This is a genomic window from Herpetosiphonaceae bacterium (genome assembly GCA_036374795.1).
Lineage (GTDB): Bacteria > Chloroflexota > Chloroflexia > Chloroflexales > Kallotenuaceae > LB3-1.
Genome location: DASUTC010000221.1, coordinates 61,833 through 80,411 on the forward strand (window position 1 = coordinate 61,833; position 18,579 = coordinate 80,411).

Genomic DNA, 18,579 nt, shown 5'->3' on the forward strand with positions numbered 1-18,579 from the left:
CATAATGGCAGCCTCATTGGTAGAATCCCAACACAAAGAAAATCCTTTTGAAATTGCACAGCAGCAGTTTGATATTGCTGCCGACATTCTCAACCTTGACGCGGGTATGCGGCAAATTCTGCGCGTGCCGCAGCGCGAGCTAACGGTGCGCTTTCCCGTGACGATGGAGGACGGCTCGGTACGGGTCTTCACCGGCTACCGCATTCACCACAATATCACGCGCGGCCCGGCCAAGGGCGGCATTCGCTACCATCCCGATGTCGACATCGACGAGGTTCGGGCGCTGGCGATGTGGATGACCTGGAAGTGCGCGCTGGTCAATATTCCCTACGGCGGCGCGAAAGGCGGCGTGATCGTCGATCCCAAGCAGCTTTCGATGCGCGAGCTAGAGCATATGACCCGCCGGTTTGCTAGTGAGATTTCGATTTTGATCGGGCCTGAGAAAGACATTCCCGCGCCCGATGTCAACACCGACGCGCAGGTCATGGCCTGGATCATGGACACGATTTCGATGCATCGTGGCTATACCGTGCCTGCGGTCGTCACCGGCAAGCCGATCGACGTGTTCGGCTCGCTGGGTCGCGCCGATGCTACCGGACGTGGCGTGAGCATCACCGCGCGCGAGGCCGCGAAACATCTTGGCGTCAAGTTCGACGAGGCCACGGTTGTCGTGCAGGGCTTTGGTAACGTCGGCGGCGCGTCTGCTCTGCTGATGAGCAACATGGGCGCGCGCGTTATCGCTGTCAGCGACGTAGCCGGTGGCTACTACAACAAGCGCGGCCTGAATATCCCGGCGATGCTCCAGCATGCGCGCCAGTATCGATCGCTGGTAGATTACAAAGAGCCGGGGCTGGAAAAGATCTCGAATGCCGAGCTGCTTGAGCTAAAGTGTGATATTTTGGTACCTGCCGCGCTCGAAAATCAGATAACCCATGCCAACGCCAGCCGAATCAAGGCGCGGATCATCGTCGAAGGCGCGAACGGTCCTACTACTCCCGGCGCTGACGAGATCTTGTACGATAACGGCGTGTTTGTCGTGCCCGATATTCTGGCGAACGCCGGCGGTGTGACAGTCTCTTACTTTGAATGGGTCCAGGGCTTGCAAGAATTCTTCTGGACCGAGGAGGAGATCAACGAGCGCCTGGAGCGGATCATGGTACGCTCATTCGGCAGCGTGCTCGAGCTGGCGCTCACGCACAAAATCCCGATGCGGACAGCCGCGTATATGGTTGCGGTCAAGCGGGTCGCCGATGCTACGCTGATCCGGGGTATCTACCCGTAGGAAGAACAAAGGAACGAGGAAACAAGGGAATAAAGAACTGCATAAGCAGATTGAAGAACCCAACATCAAGCACCAAGCGCCGAGATTCGCATTTGACTCTCAGCGCTTGGTTCTTAATCTTTTTCCACGGCTTTCCAATCTCTATTCACTGATTTTATCCATCTCTCCTTACAAAATAATAATTGGACAAATAAACAATTTACGCGGTACAACATATAAACTCAGGACGCGGTAGATCATACTCCTACGAGGCAAAATAACTAATCAATATAATACTCCCCTACCCCATTTTTCTTTTCCTTCCACCCATTCGCATTCTCCTTTGCTTTCTTTTTCTTCATCCTTTGCTCATTCACCATCTATTGCCTATTCTTAGTTCTTAGCTCTTGGCTCTCGGTTCCTGGTTCTTTCGTTTGGTCCTCTGTTCTTTGTTCCTCTCCGCTACATCTGCCCAAAGCTGACGATTCCGCCGGTATGCGCCGCGTGACGGAGCGCCTGAAAGGCCGCAACGGTCAGCGTCTCGGCACTCTCGCCGTGCTGGGGATAGGCCGCAATGCCGGTTGTAACGTGAAGCGGCGTTGTCTCATTCACCATAATCGTCACTAACGTCTTGGTCAGGCGAATGGCTACCGCACGGGCAAGCGCCACCTCCGTGATCGGCAGGAGCACCAGGATGATCGTCTCGTCGTAGCGCACAATCACATCGGTGCGCCGCAGGCTGGTCAGCAGGCGCGTGCTAATCGAGCGCCAGACCTCCGCCGGTATGCCGGGCACGGAACAGTCAATCAGCAGCAGCGACATCGGCTGGTGAACGCGCTTTGAGCGCTCGATCTCGATCGGGAAGATCGCGTCCAGGTAGCGGCGGCTAAACAGAAGCGTTTCGGGATCGAGCACGTTCAGCCCTTCCCAGCGCAGCGCGCGCTCGGTCAAAACGTCGTTGGAGTTGCGATTGCGCAAGGCCGCAGACACCCGAAACCCCAGCGTCTCTTGCGTCCACGCCTCTGTGGTATGCTGGTGATCGGTCGTCAGCGTGAGCATTGGAATGCCCTGCGCCAGCAGCTCGGCCACATGCTCGGAGAGCGCATGCGTCTCTGCCGTCTCATTGCCGCTCAGATCGACGACCAGCAGATCATATCTGGTGAGCTGGAGCACCCGCTCTAACGACCGCCGATCGGGGATCGCGATCACACTATAGCCGAGCGCCTCCAACTGCTGGGTCAACATATTGCGTCGCTGCTCCGAGGTTGCCACCAGCAAAATCGTTTTGGTCGCGGGCGTTATAAACTGCATCGGGGTTCTCCGTCCTCCAAGTCTATAAGCTACTGTATGGATTATCTGTTCACTGCAAATTGAGCACAAGACCGGCATACTTTTCGGTCAGGATACGGGCCTGCTCGTCGCTGGTACCTTCGGCGATCACATGAAAAAAAGGACCTTCGGGATCGGGCAGCACCAGCACCCACTCGTCGCCGAGATCGAGCTTGATCCCGTCGATCTGATCGAGCTGCCGGTCGGCGTACTGCTCGTTGAGAATACGCATGACCTTGCCTTTGTTTTCCCAGCGACAGGGCACTTTCGTCGCGGCCATGAAGTAGGGCGGAAGTGAATCGACCACACTCGACAGGCGCACGTGCTGGAGCGCCAGCAACTCCATCAGCTTGACCATCGCAAACAAGCCGTCGGCAATCGGATAAAAGCCGGGAAAGATCTGATTGCCCGCCGCGTCGCCCAGCAGCAGATAATCACGATGCTCCGCGCCCGTCTGCATCAGTGCCGCCAGATTCGAGCGCGTGCGGACGATCGTGCCGCCGTGGCGCTGCGCGATCTGCTCGAAGGCGCGCGGCATATTGACCGGCACGGCGACCGTGCCGCCGCCACAGCAGCGCATCGACAGGTCGGTGAGCGCGGCCAGCGTTTGCAGATCGCTCAACTGCCGTCCCCGGTCGTCCACGACAAAAATCTTCTCGCCGCCGGGATCGAGCCGCACGCCAAGCTCGGCATTCAGCACCGGAACGATCGCCGCCAACTGCTGCATACCGACGTTGAACTCAGGCGGTGTTTGGAAGATTCGCGCCTCGTTGAGCACCGCGTTCAGCTCCACCACATCGCACTGCAGGCGGCGCAGCGCCGTCGAGGCGATACTCGAAGCGTTGGCGTTGGCATAGTCTACAACGATCTTGAATGTTCCGGCTATCGCCCTGAGCGCTTCGGGGCTGAGCGCCTCGAAAAACGCCTTCAGGTACGTTTCCTCGATGGCGGTTTCGTACCTGATGCGTCCGATCTCGTCCAGATACACGCGCCGGTAATCTTCGCGGAAATAAATGTTCTCGATCGTGCGCTCCGTAGCGCGATCGATGTCCAGACCCTCGCGGTTAAAGAATTTGATGTCGACCACGCGATTATCCAGCGGCGATAGGCGCACGTGAATCCCGCCCACCGCGTTGGTTGCATAGACCATGTAGCGCGCCACCGGGATCGGCATCGTGCTGACATCGGCGACGTTGATCCCGGCGGATGGCAGGCCGGAGATGATCGCGCGCTTCAACATACGCGGCGTGTTGTGTGCGTCGCGATTGATCAGCACCGTCGAGCCCTTCGGCAGCGTGCCGCCGTAGGCCGCGCCCAGCTTGGCGCAAAACTCAGGCGTGATGTCGATATTCACCAGCCCGGTGATGCCATAGCGACCAAACAGCACGCGGCGGCCCTGCGAGCCCCAGATGATGCTGTTCATCACTGTCGCACCCTCGTCGATCTCCTTGCTCGGCCAGATCTTGACGCCTGCGTTGATCACCGCGCCGGAGTTGACAACCGTATAGTCGCCGACGACCGCGCCCTCGAAGAGCACCGCGCGGCTCTTGATGTTCGACTGACGGGTGACGATCGCGCCGCGTAGCTCGGCCCGCTCGCCGATGTACGAGTTGCGCCAGATGATCGAGCGATCGATCGTCGCGCGCGTATCCACGATATTGTAATCGCGGATCACTGTGGGGCCGTGGATGATCACGCCGCCTTTGATCTTCACGCCGTGGCCCAGGAAGATCGGCCCGTAGAGCCGCGCGTCGGGCGCGATCTCGTACTCGCCGCCCGCCCAGATCTCGTCACCGATATTAGTGCCGAGACGCGGCAGCCGCACGCGATTCTGGAGATAATCCGCAGTCGCGCGCATGTAGGCTTCGAGCGTGCCGATGTCGGTCCAGTAGCCGTCGGCGATATAGCCGTAGAGCGCCTCGCCCTGCTTCAGGAGCTGCGGAAAAATATCTTTCGACCAGTCGACGTTCTGGCCTGGCTCGAAATACTCGAAAATCTTGGGATCGAGCACATAGATCCCGGTATTGACCGTATCGGAAAAAACCTCGCCCCATGAGGGCTTTTCGAGAAACTGCTTGATGCGCCCATCCTCGTCGGTGATAATCACGCCATAGTCGAGCGGATTGTCCACTCGCTTGAGCGTCAGCGTGGCAAGCGCGTTGCTCGACGTATGGTAATTGATCACCTCGGTCAGGTTAATGTCGGTCAGCGCATCGCCGGAGATGACCAGGAACGGCTCTTGCAGCAGATCTTGCGCGTTTTTGACGCTACCGGCAGTGCCAAGCGGCGTTTCCTCGACCGAGTAGGTAATCTGCACGCCGTACGACGTGCCATCGCCGAAGTAATCCTGAATCACGTTGGCGAGATATTGCACCGTGACGATAATCTCGGTAATACCGTGCAGCTTAAGCAGCTCGATGATATGCGCCATCACCGGACGGTCCACAAGCGGGACCATCGGCTTAGGCCGATTTATCGTCAGAGGGCGGAGCCGAGAGCCTTCCCCACCGGCCATCACCACAGCTTTCATAGCAATCCTCCTGATCTGGCGGCACTCCCGATCGATGCGGGGTGTGGCTCAGCGGCAGTATAGCACCCTGCTCAAGCCAGGCCAACGGGCGTTGGTCCTTGCGCTGTACCACGCTTTGTCGCACGCCACGCGATCCGTAGCTCACGGCTCGATCCGCATCGCGTTCGGGTGCAAGTAGCTCAGGTTGCGCTGCCCACGCCGGTTGTCCGCCGCTGGAGCCGCTCGGCGGCGGCTTGCAGCGTGGCGATCTCCTTGGCGAAACAGAAGCGCGCCATCAAAGGCGCCGTCTCCGGCTGCGCGTAGAACGCCGACGGCGGGATCGCCGCTACGCCGACCTCGGTCGTCAGGTGGCGGCAGAAGGCGACATCACTGTCGAAGCCCCATGAGCGAATACCGGCCATCACAAAGTAGGTGCCAGCGGGCGACGCAACCTCAAAGCCGCTGGCGCGCAGAATCTCCACCAGCATATTGCGGCGCTGGCGGTAAAAGTCGAGCAGTTCGGCGTAATAGTGCGAGCGCAGCGCGTCGTCGAGCGCCGCCGCCATGGCGTGCTGAAACGGCGTGGCGACGGCAAAGGTGCTGAACTGGTGGACGCGGCGGATCGCCTCGGTAAGCGGCGGCGGCGCGATCGTATAGCCGATCTTCCAGCCAGTCATGCTGAAGGTCTTCCCCGTGCTGTTGATCGTGATCGAGCGCGGCCACATGCCCGGCAGCGTGGCGATCGGCACGTGCTGCCCCGTGTAGATCATCCGATCATAGACCTCGTCGGCGATGGCGATCACGTGGTGCTCGACGCACAGCCGGGCGATCAGCTCCAGCTCGTCGCGGCTGAAGACTTTGCCGGTGGGGTTGTGCGGCGTGTTGACGATGATCGCGCGGGTTTTGGGGCCGAATGCCGACCGCAGCGCAGCCGGATCGAAGCTCCACGGCGCATGGTCCGAGTCTTCCGCATGGTCGGTAGTCTGGGGCGGCTCAAGCCGGACGTAGCGCGGCACGCCGCCTGCCATTATCGTATCGGGGCCATAGGCGTCATAGGCCGGCTCAAAGATAATCACCTCGTCGCCGGGATTGACTACTGCCAGCAGCACCGCGCAGAGCGCCTCGGTCGCGCCGCAGGTCACGGTGACATCGGCGGCGGTAACATCCAGGCCGTAGGCGCTGCCGTAGGTCGCCGCGATCGCCTGGCGCAGCGCGGGAACGCCCGGAGAAGGCGCGTACTGGTTGTGGTCGGCCATGATCGCCGCAATCGCCGCCTCTTTGACATGCGCCGGACCGGCAAAATCGGGAAAGCCCTGGGATAGATTGATCGCCTGATGCTGGGCGGCAAGCGCGCTCATCTCGCTAAAGATCGACGTGCCGAAGCCTTGAACACGTTGTGCCATATACTGCTGCACGGCCTTGACTCCTTGCTGGTGATGAATCTGTGGTTCGTTACAGAACATTTTACATGGAAACCACAATAGGTCTTGAATATGAACAGAGTTCGTGTTATAGTGATAAGCATATTACTCTGCCGTTACCATCGATACACCCCTCTACAGAAAAGGTCGGTGCGACATTGATCAACGTACTCGATCAGATGTTGGCTCTTGCACGGCAGCAACGAATTCTGACCTACGATACCATCCTGCGTTACATCCCCCGGCCAGAACTCGATATTTCGCTTGTCGATCATCTTTTTGCCTGCTGCCTTTCCGAAGAGATTGAGGTTATCGAAGGCGTCGCAACAGATGCTGAATTCGACATGGTCGATGCTATCGACGCGGACGACGTTGACCTCGAAGAGGTGCTCCAGAGCGAGCCGGGCCTTGAAGATCCGATCCGGCTCTACCTGCGTGAGATCGGGCGGATTAGCCTGCTGACGGCGGCTGAAGAGATCCAGCTCGCACAGCAGGTCGAGCGTGGCGCGCTGGCCTACGCCCGGCTCAACGAGGACGTCTTTGTGCGCGAAGAGCGCTCGACGCTGCAACACTGGGCGCAGGAAGGAGAGGCTGCGCGCCAGCACCTGATCAACGCGAACCTACGCCTCGTCGTCTCGATCGCCAAAAAGTACGTTGGCCGTGGCCTGTCGTTCCTGGATCTGATCCAGGAGGGCAACATCGGCCTGATGCGCGCGACCGAGAAATTCGATTATACCAAGGGCTACAAGTTTTCGACCTACGCGACGTGGTGGATTCGCCAGGCGATCACGCGCTCGATCTCGGATCAAAGCCGCACGATCCGGCTGCCGGTGCATGTTGGCGAGACGATCAACCGGGTCAAGAAGACCGCGCATCTACTGCAACAGGGCTTGCAGCGCGAGCCGACGCCCGAAGAGATCGCGCGGGAGGTCGGGATCTCCGAAGACAAGGTGCGGCGCGTGCTGGAGGCAGCGCGGCTGCCAGTCTCGCTGGAGCAGCCCGTCGGCGACGACGGCGACTCGGTGCTCGGCGATTTCATCGAGGACGATCGCTCCTCCACGCCGATCGACTCGGCGGCGCACCAGATCCTCCGCGAGCAGATCGAGGGCGTGCTGGCACGGCTGCCGGAGCGCGAGCGCAAGATCATTCAGTTGCGCTACGGCCTCAACGATGGCCGCTACCGCACGCTCGAAGAGGTCGGCAAGGAGTTCGGCATCACCCGCGAGCGCATCCGGCAGATCGAGTCGAAGGTGCTGCGCAAGCTGCGGCATCCCTCGTATGGCCGCACGCTGCGCTCCTACCTTGAGTAGATGAGATTCGAGCAGCCGCTGTTGTCGCGCCCGATCACATGCTGGTCGGGCGTTGTCGTGCCCGGCGCCGCTGGACAATCCTGGCGCTCCGTTGTAGATTCGGCTGCGCTTAAAAGCAGGCGCAGCGCTCGCGGCGCGTAGTATCAGACGCAGGACGCAACAAAGGAGTTATCCGTGGAACATCCAACGATTGGCGTGGTCGGCGCGGGGCAGATGGGCGGCGGCATTGGGCAGGTCTTTGCCCAGCGTGGCTATCCCGTCCTACTACTTGACATAAACGAAGAAGCCGTACAGCGCGGCATTCAGACGATCGGCACGTCGCTCGACCGGCTGATTAAAAAGGGCGCGGTGGCGGCGGAGGATAAAGCGCAGATCCTGGGGCGGATTCAGCCGGTGCTGGATCTCGATCGCTTCAGCGAGGCCGCGATTGTGATCGAGGCCGCGACGGAGCGCAAAGATCTGAAGTTCGATCTCTTCCGCCGTCTGGACGAGATCTGCCCGCCTGAGACGATTCTAGCCTCCAACACCTCGTCGATCTCGATCACCGAGATCGCGGCGCAGACCAAACGGCCCGCCAATGTTATCGGCATGCACTTTTTCAACCCGGTGCCGCTGATGAGCCTGGTGGAGATCGTGCGCGGGCTGCTGACGAGCGAGGAAACCTACCAGACGATCGAGGGGCTCGCCTCGGACCTGGGCAAGACTCCGGTTGAGGTCAACGACTTCCCCGGATTCGTCTCCAATCGCATCCTGATGCCAATGATCAACGAGGCCGTCTACACACTCTACGAGGGCGTTGCCACTGCCGAGGCGATCGACACCGTGATGAAGCTGGGTATGAACCACCCGATGGGGCCGCTGCAACTGGCGGATTTTATCGGCCTCGACACCTGCCTGGCGATCCTGGAGGTGCTGCACAGTGGTCTGGGCGATCCCAAGTACCGCCCCTGCCCGCTGCTGCGCCGGATGGTGACGGCGGGCTTGCTCGGCAAGAAGACCGGAAGAGGGTTTTATACGTACGAATAGCGCAAGGGGCAAGGGAGCAAAGAACAAAGCATAGCGACAGCAGGCTATTTCCTTTGTTGTTTGTTCCCTGGTTCGCTGCGGCTGCTTCTGATGGTACAGGTTATGCAACAGCGATCGCTAGCCCACGAACACATGGGCACGGAACGTATAGGTTGGGCACGGAACGTATAGGTGTGGTATCAGGATAAGCACCAGCTAGACAACGACGCTTCGATGTAGCTTCGACCACACTTCCAGTATGGAGGATAGTGATGGTGAAGCGGTTGACGGCGGCGAGTCTCTCTCGCCGGATAGGTAAGATCGGAGGGCTGAGCCTGCTTGTTTTGTTGCTGGCAAGCTGTACGGGGCGTGGTGGTGGTTGGCTACCTCCCAACCCACTGCTAGGGTTTCAAGAGCAGGCAACACTCGGCTTCTCATTCCGCTGTGAGCGCTCTTCCCAGAGCGTCAACACCAAACCTGGAACCGGGCAGCTACACATCGAGCTGGAATACTCTGATCATGGGAGCAACCCATTAGGCGGCCCATTTTCGATCCACGGCGAAGCGGATACGCTCGATCCTGTGTTAGAATCCGCGATCTGTATCGGTCAGGAGCCGCCGCCGGGCGGCAACGAGCTTATCTTTTTGGGCGTGTACCGATCAACATCCTCAAGCCGTAGACAATTTGATCCTCGGTGTACTCGCGACATCCCACGCTGCCGGTTTGAGGTGATCGTGAGAGATAATGATGGTGATCGTGCTCCCTCGCAGGGTGATTTCTTCTCGATCAAGCTGTCTAACGCTACGGTGGTATCCTCACAGCTTACGGAAGATACCATTATTTACGCCCGATCCGGATTGCTTGGGGGTGGCAACATTGAGGTTGAGTGATGCTTAACGGAGCGACAGCGTTTGCTGCGGGTCGTTAAGCGCGACACATCGACCGGTAAAGGCGGGCTGTACGTCAGCGGGCAGGCTCCTGGCCTGTGCCTCGAAACTTCTTTGTATTTCCGGCTGCTCGCAGCCCGCCATCTGCCGACATGGTTTTGACCGACAAGCTAAACGGCTGGGATCATGCACCTTCCGCCCACGCTTCCGCCGCTTTCATCTTCGATACGCCTTCAGTCCCCCGCACGAGGATGATCACGCACTCAATCTTGCATGATCATCTTGATGAAGGAGCTCCACCATGAAGCGCAACCATCACCACGCGCACCATCGGCACGTGAGTCGGCGATCGTTCTTAAGGCGCACAGCGGCGGTGTCGATCGGCGCGTTCGTCGGCGGACGCATGGTACCGCAGGCTGTGCATGCCACGGAATCGACAGTCTCGCAGCACGGCGCGCAGCTACGGGGCGTGTATCTTCCGGCGAAAGACCGCCTAGCCGAGGGACGCTTCGGGATCATGTTCAAGCGGCTCCCGGCGTTTGCGCCGCCTGACGACCTGCTGACGGCGCTTGGCAACACGATGATCGAGGAGCAGCCGCCCGCCGTGCCAGACGAGGCACACCTCAATACGAGCACTCGGCTCTTTGCCGGCTTCACCTTTCTTGGGCAGTTCATCGACCACGACATCACCCTCGACAACACGCCGCTCGATCAGCAGCAAGCTGACCCGGACGCGCGGATAAACTTTCGCACGCCCCGCTATGACCTGGACTCGATGTACGGTAAAGGACCGGCGGCGGAGCCAACACTGTACGATCCGAACGATCCCGACAAGCTTTTGCTCCTTCCAAACCTTAACGGTGTGGAGGACGTGCCCCGCAATGCGGCGGACGGTCGCGCGCTCATCCCTGAGCCCCGTAACGATGAAAACCTGATCATCATCCAGCTTCATATCGCCTTCATGAAGTTTCACAACAAGCTGGTCGATCATGCTCGGTCGCAAGGCGTGCGCAAAGAGTGGGTCTTTGAAACAGCTCGCCGCCTTACGCGGTGGCATTACCAGTGGCTCGTGATTCACGATTTCCTGCCGCGCTTCGTCGGAGAAGCATTGGTCGGGCCTGCCGGTCAGGTGTACAAAGAGCAGGTCGGCAAAGCTCCGGTGATTACCCTTAACTACTACAAGCCTACGAATCGTGACGATCGTCCATTCATGCCGGTAGAGTTTGCAGTTGCAGCTTACCGCTTTGGACATAGCATCGTCCGTCCCTTCTACGTCATCAATCAGCCAACGCTCGACGCCGGAGGCGTGCCCATTTTTGGCGAGACGGCTGGCTGGAATCTGAACGGAGGCCGTCCGATCCCGAAAGAATTGGTCGTGGAGTGGAAGAATATTCTTGAGGTTGATCCTACCTTCACGCCGCGCAAGCCGCGCAAGATCGACACCAGGCTATCGCTTCCGCTTTTCAACCTGCCTGGCTCGGTCGTGCCGCCACCCGACCCGCAAAAGCTGCTTGCGGTGCGCAATAACTTGCGCGGCAAGCAGGTTGGGCTGCCGTCAGGACAGCAGGTTGCAAGGGCAATGCGCGCAACAGTGTTGAGCAATCAGCAGCTCGGACTGATCGATGCACGATGGAACGGCGAGGCACCACTGTGGTACTACATCCTGAAGGAGGCGGAGCTCTTGCATAGCGGCGAGCAGCTAGGCTATGTCGGCGGGCGCATCGTCGCCGAGGTGCTGGTTGGCCTGTTGCAGCGCGACCGGAATTCCTATCTCTTTCTCGATCCGGCCTGGAAGCCGACACCGCCGATTGCGCCGCTGAGCGGACAGTTTACACTTGTCGATCTGCTTAAATTCGCTGGAGCGGCGTAGCGGGCATAGGAGCACAAAGAACGAGGAAGGCTACGACAAGCCTCCCCTGTAGCACATCCGGGAAGGCGATAAACATACGAACGCCGGACAAATAGTTCGGCGTTTGCTGTTTTCAACGCTAAGCCGCCTCCGCATTCCGCGTAACATTGGCCTATAATACCTATGAATAAGATTGGAGTACACGGTGTCTGTTCTTAAGCGAAACAACGTCCAGGTTTCTGGTAGGGGTCAGAAACCAATGCTGTTTGCCCACGGTTTTGGCTGCGATCAGCATATGTGGCGCTTCGTTGCGCCAGCCTTTGAGGACGAGTATAAACTGATCTTGTTCGATCATGTTGGGGCCGGTCAATCAGATCAGTCCTCGTATAATCCCAAAAAATACAGCACCCTCAATGGCTACGCCGATGATGTGCTCGAGATCTGCCGCGCGCTGGATGTCACGGGCGCCGTCTTCGTAGGACATTCGGTTTCGGCTATGATCGGCATACTCGCGGCGATCAAAGAGCCAGATCGCTTTGAGAAGCTGGTTCTCGTCGGTCCTTCTCCCTGCTATATCAACGATGATGATTACATAGGCGGGTTCGATCGAGCAGACATCGAGGAATTGCTGGAGCAACTGGACGACAATTATCTCGGCTGGTCGAGCACGGTGGCACCCGCAATTATGGGTAATGCCGAGCGGCCTGAGCTTGGGCAAGAGCTAACCAATAGCTTTTGCCGCACCAATCCTGAGATTGCCAAGCACTTTGCGCGCGTCACATTTTTGTCTGATAATCGAGCCGACCTTCCAAAGCTGAAAACTCCAGCGCTGATTCTTCAGTGCTCGCGCGATATGATCGCGCCAGAATCAGTAGGCCACTACCTGCACCGAACCCTCGCTCATAGTCAGCTTGTTGTGATGAAGGCTACAGGACATTGCCCGAATCTGAGTGCTCCTGACGAGACGATTGCTGCCATGAAGACGTTTGTATAAGGACTGAAATCTTTGTCAGGCAAGTTGGAGACAAGCGACACGTCGGATGAGAGGTTCTTGCAGGAAAGCCTTGAGGACTTGTATGAGCATGCGCCCTGTGGCTATATCTCCGCATTACCCGACGGCACGTTTGCCAAAGTCAATCAAACATTTCTCGATTGGACCGGGTATCCGCGTGAAGAGCTTCTGGCAGGCAAGCGGCTTCAAGACTTATTGACGGTTGGCGGTAAGATCTTCTATGAAACGCACTACGCCCCACTGCTTGATATGCAGGGATCGGTTAGCGAGATCGCCTTTGAGGTTGTCTGTCGAGATGGTCATCGATTGCCGGTCCTGGTGAGCACGATCCAGAAACGAGACAGCGCTGGCAGACCGATTCTAAATCGAACCACGATTTTCAACGCCAGCGAGCGCCGGCAATATGAGCGCGAACTTCAGCTTGCCCGCAAAAAAGCAGAGGAAGCGCTTGACCTGCGCAATCACTTTTTGTCGCTGGCCTCCCACGAGTTGAAAACGCCACTGACCTCCATCCTTGGCTATATCCAGGTTTTGCAACGGCGCGTCCGCAAAGAGAATACGTTGAGTGCTCGCGAGCAACGGACGATCCAGATTATTGCCGACCAGGCGACCCGGCTCAATAAAATGATCGCTTCCTTGCTGGATATTTCACGAATTGAAACCGGCCAGCTTTCGATCGAACGGATGCCCCTCGACGTGTGCGCGCTGATCAGACGGCTTGTGGATGACGTGCGGGCAACGATTACTGAGCGCCAGATTGAGGCGCTCTGTCCTGGCTCTGCGCTAATGATCCAGGGCGATGAGCTGCGACTGGAGCAGGTTTTCCAGAATCTCATTCAAAACGCCTTGAAGTATAGCCCGCAGCACCAGCCGATTGTGGTGGCGGTAAGACATGATCAAACACATGTGTTTGTTGACGTGCAGGATCGAGGCATCGGTATTCCCCAGGCTGAGCTACCACAGCTCTTCGAGCGATTCTATCGGGCAGGCAACGTGAATCAGAAAAGCATCAGCGGCCTGGGCATTGGCCTGTATGTCGTTAAGGAAATCGTCGAATTGCACGATGGTACCGTAACGGTAGAGAGTGCCGAAGGCCACGGGAGCACCTTTACCGTAGCCTTGCCGATTGATCCCCTGTTGCAGCGATAAGCCGCCTGACGGAGCGCGGCGCATCGACCGATCCAGAAAGAAGAGAAGCGCCGATGCACGCTTCTCGTGAGAAACATGCATCGGCGTCTGGTCGAGCGCAACCAGAGGATCTGCGGCGATCACGTCAGGCCGTGCTCTCTGGCGCGCTCCTTGGCGGTCTGCGTCGCCTCGTCGGTGACGTCGGATGCCACGCGCTGCACCTTCTCCATCGTATCCTGCGCGACCTCCTGCGCCCGATCGAGCAGCGTGTCGCGTGCCTCGCCCATCCACTCGTTCTCGCGCTGCGTCTGCGGCAGCGCCAGACCGACGGCAGTGCCCAGCGCCAGGGCAATCGCGCCGACGGCCAGCGGATTATCCTGAAGCGTGTTCTGGAAGCGATCTTCGACGCGCTGCGCCTGGTACTGCGCCTGATCAGCCAGGTTGCTGGCAGTTTCGCTGACGCTGCTGGCGACATTGCTCGCCGTCTCGCTGACGCTGCTGGCGACATTGCTCGCCGTTCCCTGCGCGCGATCCGCGATATTGCTGGCAACACCCTGCGCGCGGTCGATCATGCCCGGCTGGTTGTAGCCACGGCGATTGTCGTAGTAGCCGCGCTCGTCCACATAATAGCCACGATCATCGTAGTAGCCACGGCGGTCGTCGTAGGAGCGCTGCCGCTCGTCGTATGGTCGGCCACCGCGCATGCTGCCGCGACCGCTATAGCGTACGGGCGTTTTTGTGCTGCGATTCATGAACAGCCAGCCCAGGCCGATGCCGACGAGCGCCGCCGGGATCGGATTTTCCCTGATCGTATCCATCATGGTGTAGCGTGTATCGTTAACGGTATCGCTTACATTTCGTACCATATGCTCAACCCTCCCAATAGTCGCCTCACGAACCATCTCTTTGGCTTCTTCAAACTGCTCGCGCACCTGCTCCTTGGCCTGCTCCTTGAGATGCGTCGGATTAAGCCGATCCTGAATCGCATCGATCGTCTCGCTCATCTCGGCGCGCGTCTGCTCGATATTGGCGCGAATCTCGGCGGTTTCGTCGTCGCTGTCGGGTACGCTCGTCGTGATCGTCTCGCGCACCACGGCGGGATTATTCGACGAGCGCATAGTGTCCTGCGGATCGCGGTTCATCATGGCTGCTCCTTCACCCACTCCTTGTCTTCCTTCAACGTCTGGATGGTCTGGCGTGGTGCCGGATCGATCCGTTTTAGCTCACTCAGACCGCGCTGGATCAGCACGTAGCCGATGCCGACGACCACCAGCCCGACAATCAGAGCGGAGAGCCACATCGGGATAATCTGTCCCAGGCCGATGATGACCGCGGCGATGATCGCGAGCAGCCCGGCGTAAGCCAGCGCGCCGCCCGCGCCGATCATGCCCACGTCTTTACCTGCTCTGGTCGCCTTCTGCGTCATCTCGGTCTTGGCGAGCTGAATCTCCTGGCGCACCAGCGTGGTGGTTTCGTTTGCCAGCTCGGAGAGGAGTTCGCCGAGCGAGCGCGTGTCCGTTTGGCGCTCCATTAAAGACCTCCCCTACCTCCGCGCTCCTGGGAGTTTTCGGTAGAGCCGTACTGCGAGCTGGTGGTGCCGCTGCTGCTCGTGCCGGGCATGCCTGTCGTGCTGGTGTTACCAAAGTTGCCGCGCGATGTATCCGAGGTGTCGGCTCCGACCAGGCCAGTGCGCGTTGCGTCCGAGGACGTGTCGTAGCCCGATGTAGCGCCCGTCGTGCCAGCGCCCATGGTCCCGCCGTATGTGCCGCCGATATCGGAGGACGTGTCGTAGCCCGACGTAGCGCCCGTCGTGCCAGCGTAGCCCTGACTGTAGCCGGTGGTGCCGTAGCCCTGGTTGTAGCCGCCCGTCCGCTCGTAGCTCTGGCCGTAGCCCTGGCTGTAGCCGGTGGTGCCGTAGCCCTGGTTGTAGGTGCGCGCTCGCGAGTACTGGTCGCGTGCTCCGTAGGAGTAGCCGCTCTGCGGGCTGGAACTCTTGAGGAAGCGCGCTGCCAGCAGGCCCAGCGTGAACGCGCCGCTCACGAAGAGCGCGGGCTGCTGCCGCGCGAAGCGCTCCACATCGTGGATCATATCGCCAACATCACGGTCCCTGAGGTAGCCGGAGAACCGCTCGACCTGATCGGCGACCCGGTCGACGTACTGGGTCATGCCGCTCTGATCCTGCGCGCGCAACTGCTGGCCGGTCTGTCGCAGCGTGTGCGCCACACTGTTGAGGCTATCGGCGGCACGATCTTTTTGCGTCGAGATCTGCGATGTCACCTGCTGCTTGGCCTGATCAGTTACCTGGCTCGCCGTCTGCTTGGCCTGATCGACCATCTGCTGCCCTGAGCCGCCCTGCTGGCTCATACCCGCCGAGCCAGTCGTACCGATCGGCTGGGTAGTGCCAGCATTGGTATTGCTGGCCGAAAACTGGTCGCCCGTCGATTGTGACCGTTGTGTCATGATGTGCTGCCCTTTCACTAGACCTTACAAATATCACCAAAAACTGTCGCAACAGAATGCGCAATAATGTGAATTAGTATGCAATGCAAATACCGTACCACGCGAAAAACCAAACACGGCGCAGAGAACTAGGAACAAAGGAGCATGAAGAATCAAGAGCTAAGCATGAAGAACGAAGAAGCACGAAGCATTAAGCAGCGAATAAGGTGTCAAGAATGAAGGAAACAAGCGAGGAAAGTCCAGGGGCCGAGGCGGGGAACAAGCGATTTAAGCGTGTGTTCTTTTGTTCCTTCGCTGTTTTGCTCGCTTGTTCATGCGCTTAGCTCTCGGTCCTCCGTTCTCCGTTCTGCTATAATCCAGCCAAAGCTTGCAAGCACCGGCCCGAATGATGAACACAACCACAATCCGCGATCTGCTCCGCCTGGCATTACCACCGGGTAGCGCCCTAGTCACACCGGGCGATGGCATCCACAAACATGTAGGGCCTGTCGTCAGCCTGCGCGCGACGCTGCCCGCGTTTCCACGCCTGCGCGGCGGCGAGATCGCGCTAATTAACGTCGCGCAGGCGCGAATGCTCGACGAGCGGCTGACGTTGCCGACGATCGTGCGGCGGCTGTCGGATGTGTCGGTGGCGGCGATTGGGGTGGTCGGCGAGATCGACGGCGATGCGCTGAGCGTCGCGGGCGAGGCCGACCTTCCACTGCTGCATCTGCCGGATCAGACCGATCTGCGGACCGTAGAGCGTGACATTCAGCGCCTGCTCTCGGACCCCGACGCACAGATCGAGCGGCGCGCGGCGCAGCTCTACAGCGAGCTGACGCAGCATGTTGCGGCTGGCGATGGCGCGGAAGGCATTGTGCGGCTCACAGCGGAGCGTACCGGCTGTGCCGTCGCGTTTTTGAGCGCGGAGGGAGAGCTGAGAATCCAGCGCGGGTCGCGCCAGGTGCGGGCAGCCTTCAACATGCTTCAGGCACCGCTGCCCTTCGCGCAGACGATCATGGATCTGGTCGTACAGGCGCATCCGATCGGGCAGCCAGGGATGCGGCTCGGCTACCTGGCGATCGCTGGCTCGTCGCTCGATCGCTGGGATGAGCTGGCCGCGACACAGGCGGCAGCCGCGCTGGCGCTGGAGCTGGCGAAGCAGCAGGCGGTGCAGGCGGCTGAGGCGCGGGTACGTGGCGATGTGCTGCGGACGATCCTGAGCGGCACGATCACCGAGCCAGCCTCGTTGCAGCAGCAAGCCGCCGAGCTAGGCTACGATCTTCAGCGTCCGCATGTCGCGCTGGTGATCGCGCCATCCGATGCTAGCGTCACCTGTGACGAGATCTACAAGGAGCTGCGTCGTCTTCTGGCCCGTCAGCAGGCCGCGCCAAGTCTGCTGCGCGAGAACGTCATCATCTGTTTGTGTCCCAGCGACGAGCAGCTAACGCAGCCGTATGCGCTGCTTAAGGCGCTGGCCGCCGATCTGCCGATTGTGGCTGGCCTGAGCACGATCGCGCCGACCGCCGCGCAGTGGCCGCGCGCCTATGACGAGGCCGATCAGGCGCTGCAACTGGGGCGTCAGCTCTTCGGGCCGAGCAGCTTCACCGCCTTCAGCGACCTTGGCGTGTATCGCCTGCTGCTGGAGATGCGCGAATCGTCGGAGCTGCACAGCTTTTATCACGAGACGCTCGGCGCGTTGATCGCGCACGATCGCAGCAACAGCGGCGAGCTCGTACAGACGCTAGAGGGCTACTTTGCCGCGCTGGGCAATCTACATCAAGCCGCTGATCTGCTGCATATTCATCGCAACACGCTGATCTACCGTCTGCGGCGGATCGGCGAGATCAGCGGCTTGAGCTTGAAGCGAGCGGAGGATGTGCTGGCGTTGCAGATCGCGCTACGTGTCCACCGCATCTTGACGATGATCAAACAATAATGCACTCTGCGGCATGGATGGTGCGATGCCGCGACAAGGGGTTAGCCTATGCGCTGGCGTAAACGAACACTCACACCGACGCTCCTGCTCAACGAGGCAGGCGTTATGGTCGAGGCGCTGGAGCACCATGTGTTCCCGCCTGGCGGAAAAAAGGTCGGGCCGTACCAGCAGGAGGTCAGGGCACCGCAGGGCGCAGCCGTCATCGCCGTGCAATTCGTGCATGAGGTCGGCGAGCGCTTCGGCGATCTGCAAGTGTTCCGGCTGCAATACTCGCATCGCTCGCCGGGCCGCGATCTCTACGACGAATTTCTGGCAGCGCCGTTCGACTCGATCGAGATGGCGGCGAGTCCGGTCGGGCCTGAGGCGCTCAACGCCAACCAGCGGCGCGTGCTGACCACACTACTATCTGGCAGCGATGCGAAAGCCTGGGAGGCGGCGCAGGGCTTCCGCGCCGACATCGAGGGGCGCAGGTAGCGGACGATCAAAAACA

Annotated in this window: 15 protein-coding genes; 9 read left to right on the forward strand and 6 right to left on the reverse strand. The window is 59.6% G+C overall.

Annotated elements, in window-relative coordinates:
* Nucleotides 1-4: 4 nt before the first annotated feature.
* Nucleotides 5-1,282: a Glu/Leu/Phe/Val dehydrogenase gene (locus VFZ66_16620; GenBank protein ID HEX6290810.1), complete on the forward strand. Its 1,278-nt coding sequence runs from the start codon at nucleotides 5-7 to the stop codon at nucleotides 1,280-1,282.
* A gap of 441 nt (nucleotides 1,283-1,723) precedes the next feature.
* On the opposite strand, the gene VFZ66_16625 is transcribed toward VFZ66_16620, so the two are convergent.
* The 3 genes from VFZ66_16625 to VFZ66_16635 form a co-directional block, all read right to left on the reverse strand.
* Entirely contained in the window at nucleotides 1,724-2,572 is an 849-nt protein-coding gene (locus VFZ66_16625; GenBank protein HEX6290811.1) for a diguanylate cyclase, read from the reverse strand.
* A 49-nt stretch (nucleotides 2,573-2,621) separates the two neighbouring features.
* Nucleotides 2,622-5,120, reverse strand: coding sequence for a mannose-1-phosphate guanyltransferase (locus VFZ66_16630; protein HEX6290812.1), 2,499 nt, complete (start codon nucleotides 5,118-5,120; stop codon nucleotides 2,622-2,624).
* Between the two features lie 179 nt (nucleotides 5,121-5,299).
* A complete protein-coding gene (locus VFZ66_16635) occupies nucleotides 5,300-6,502 on the reverse strand; it encodes an aminotransferase class I/II-fold pyridoxal phosphate-dependent enzyme (GenBank protein HEX6290813.1) in 1,203 nt (400 codons plus the stop codon).
* Nucleotides 6,503-6,864: 362 nt separating this feature from the next.
* Here VFZ66_16635 and rpoD point away from each other — a divergent pair, with 362 nt between their 5' ends.
* The 6 genes from rpoD to VFZ66_16665 all read left to right on the forward strand — a co-directional run bounded on the left by rpoD (nucleotide 6,865) and on the right by VFZ66_16665 (nucleotide 13,732).
* The gene (rpoD, locus tag VFZ66_16640) at nucleotides 6,865-7,830 is read left to right on the forward strand and encodes an RNA polymerase sigma factor RpoD (GenBank protein ID HEX6290814.1); all 966 of its coding nucleotides are present in this window, start codon (nucleotides 6,865-6,867) and stop codon (nucleotides 7,828-7,830) included.
* Nucleotides 7,831-8,004: 174 nt separating this feature from the next.
* On the forward strand, nucleotides 8,005-8,856 hold the full coding sequence (locus VFZ66_16645) for a 3-hydroxybutyryl-CoA dehydrogenase (GenBank protein ID HEX6290815.1): 852 nt from the start codon (nucleotides 8,005-8,007) through the stop codon (nucleotides 8,854-8,856).
* Nucleotides 8,857-9,107: 251 nt separating this feature from the next.
* Entirely contained in the window at nucleotides 9,108-9,725 is a 618-nt protein-coding gene (locus VFZ66_16650) for a hypothetical protein (protein HEX6290816.1), read from the forward strand.
* Between the two features lie 298 nt (nucleotides 9,726-10,023).
* Entirely contained in the window at nucleotides 10,024-11,592 is a 1,569-nt protein-coding gene (locus tag VFZ66_16655; GenBank protein HEX6290817.1) for a heme peroxidase family protein, read from the forward strand.
* A gap of 184 nt (nucleotides 11,593-11,776) precedes the next feature.
* Complete coding sequence (locus VFZ66_16660; GenBank protein ID HEX6290818.1) at nucleotides 11,777-12,565, forward strand: alpha/beta hydrolase; 789 nt, start codon at nucleotides 11,777-11,779, stop codon at nucleotides 12,563-12,565.
* A 12-nt stretch (nucleotides 12,566-12,577) separates the two neighbouring features.
* The gene (locus tag VFZ66_16665) at nucleotides 12,578-13,732 is read left to right on the forward strand and encodes a PAS domain-containing sensor histidine kinase (protein ID HEX6290819.1); all 1,155 of its coding nucleotides are present in this window, start codon (nucleotides 12,578-12,580) and stop codon (nucleotides 13,730-13,732) included.
* Nucleotides 13,733-13,851: 119 nt separating this feature from the next.
* Here VFZ66_16665 and VFZ66_16670 read toward each other — a convergent pair whose 3' ends face one another.
* The 3 genes from VFZ66_16670 to VFZ66_16680 are packed head-to-tail and all read right to left on the reverse strand — an operon-like array spanning nucleotide 13,852 to nucleotide 16,171.
* On the reverse strand, nucleotides 13,852-14,856 hold the full coding sequence (locus VFZ66_16670) for a DUF3618 domain-containing protein (protein ID HEX6290820.1): 1,005 nt from the start codon (nucleotides 14,854-14,856) through the stop codon (nucleotides 13,852-13,854).
* Nucleotides 14,853-15,242, reverse strand: a complete 390-nt coding sequence (locus tag VFZ66_16675) for a phage holin family protein (protein ID HEX6290821.1) — start codon at nucleotides 15,240-15,242, stop codon at nucleotides 14,853-14,855. The genes VFZ66_16670 and VFZ66_16675 overlap by 4 nt, the downstream gene beginning before the upstream one ends.
* Nucleotides 15,242-16,171 (reverse strand): hypothetical protein, encoded by a 930-nt coding sequence (locus VFZ66_16680; protein ID HEX6290822.1) that lies wholly within the window; start codon nucleotides 16,169-16,171, stop codon nucleotides 15,242-15,244. The genes VFZ66_16675 and VFZ66_16680 overlap by 1 nt, the downstream gene beginning before the upstream one ends.
* A gap of 385 nt (nucleotides 16,172-16,556) precedes the next feature.
* On the opposite strand from VFZ66_16680, the gene VFZ66_16685 reads away from it, so the two are divergent.
* Together VFZ66_16685 and VFZ66_16690 are read left to right on the forward strand one after the other, a co-directional pair.
* On the forward strand, nucleotides 16,557-18,089 hold the full coding sequence (locus VFZ66_16685; protein HEX6290823.1) for a helix-turn-helix domain-containing protein: 1,533 nt from the start codon (nucleotides 16,557-16,559) through the stop codon (nucleotides 18,087-18,089).
* Between the two features lie 48 nt (nucleotides 18,090-18,137).
* Entirely contained in the window at nucleotides 18,138-18,563 is a 426-nt protein-coding gene (locus VFZ66_16690) for a hypothetical protein (GenBank protein ID HEX6290824.1), read from the forward strand.
* The last annotated feature ends 16 nt before the right edge of the window (nucleotides 18,564-18,579 follow it).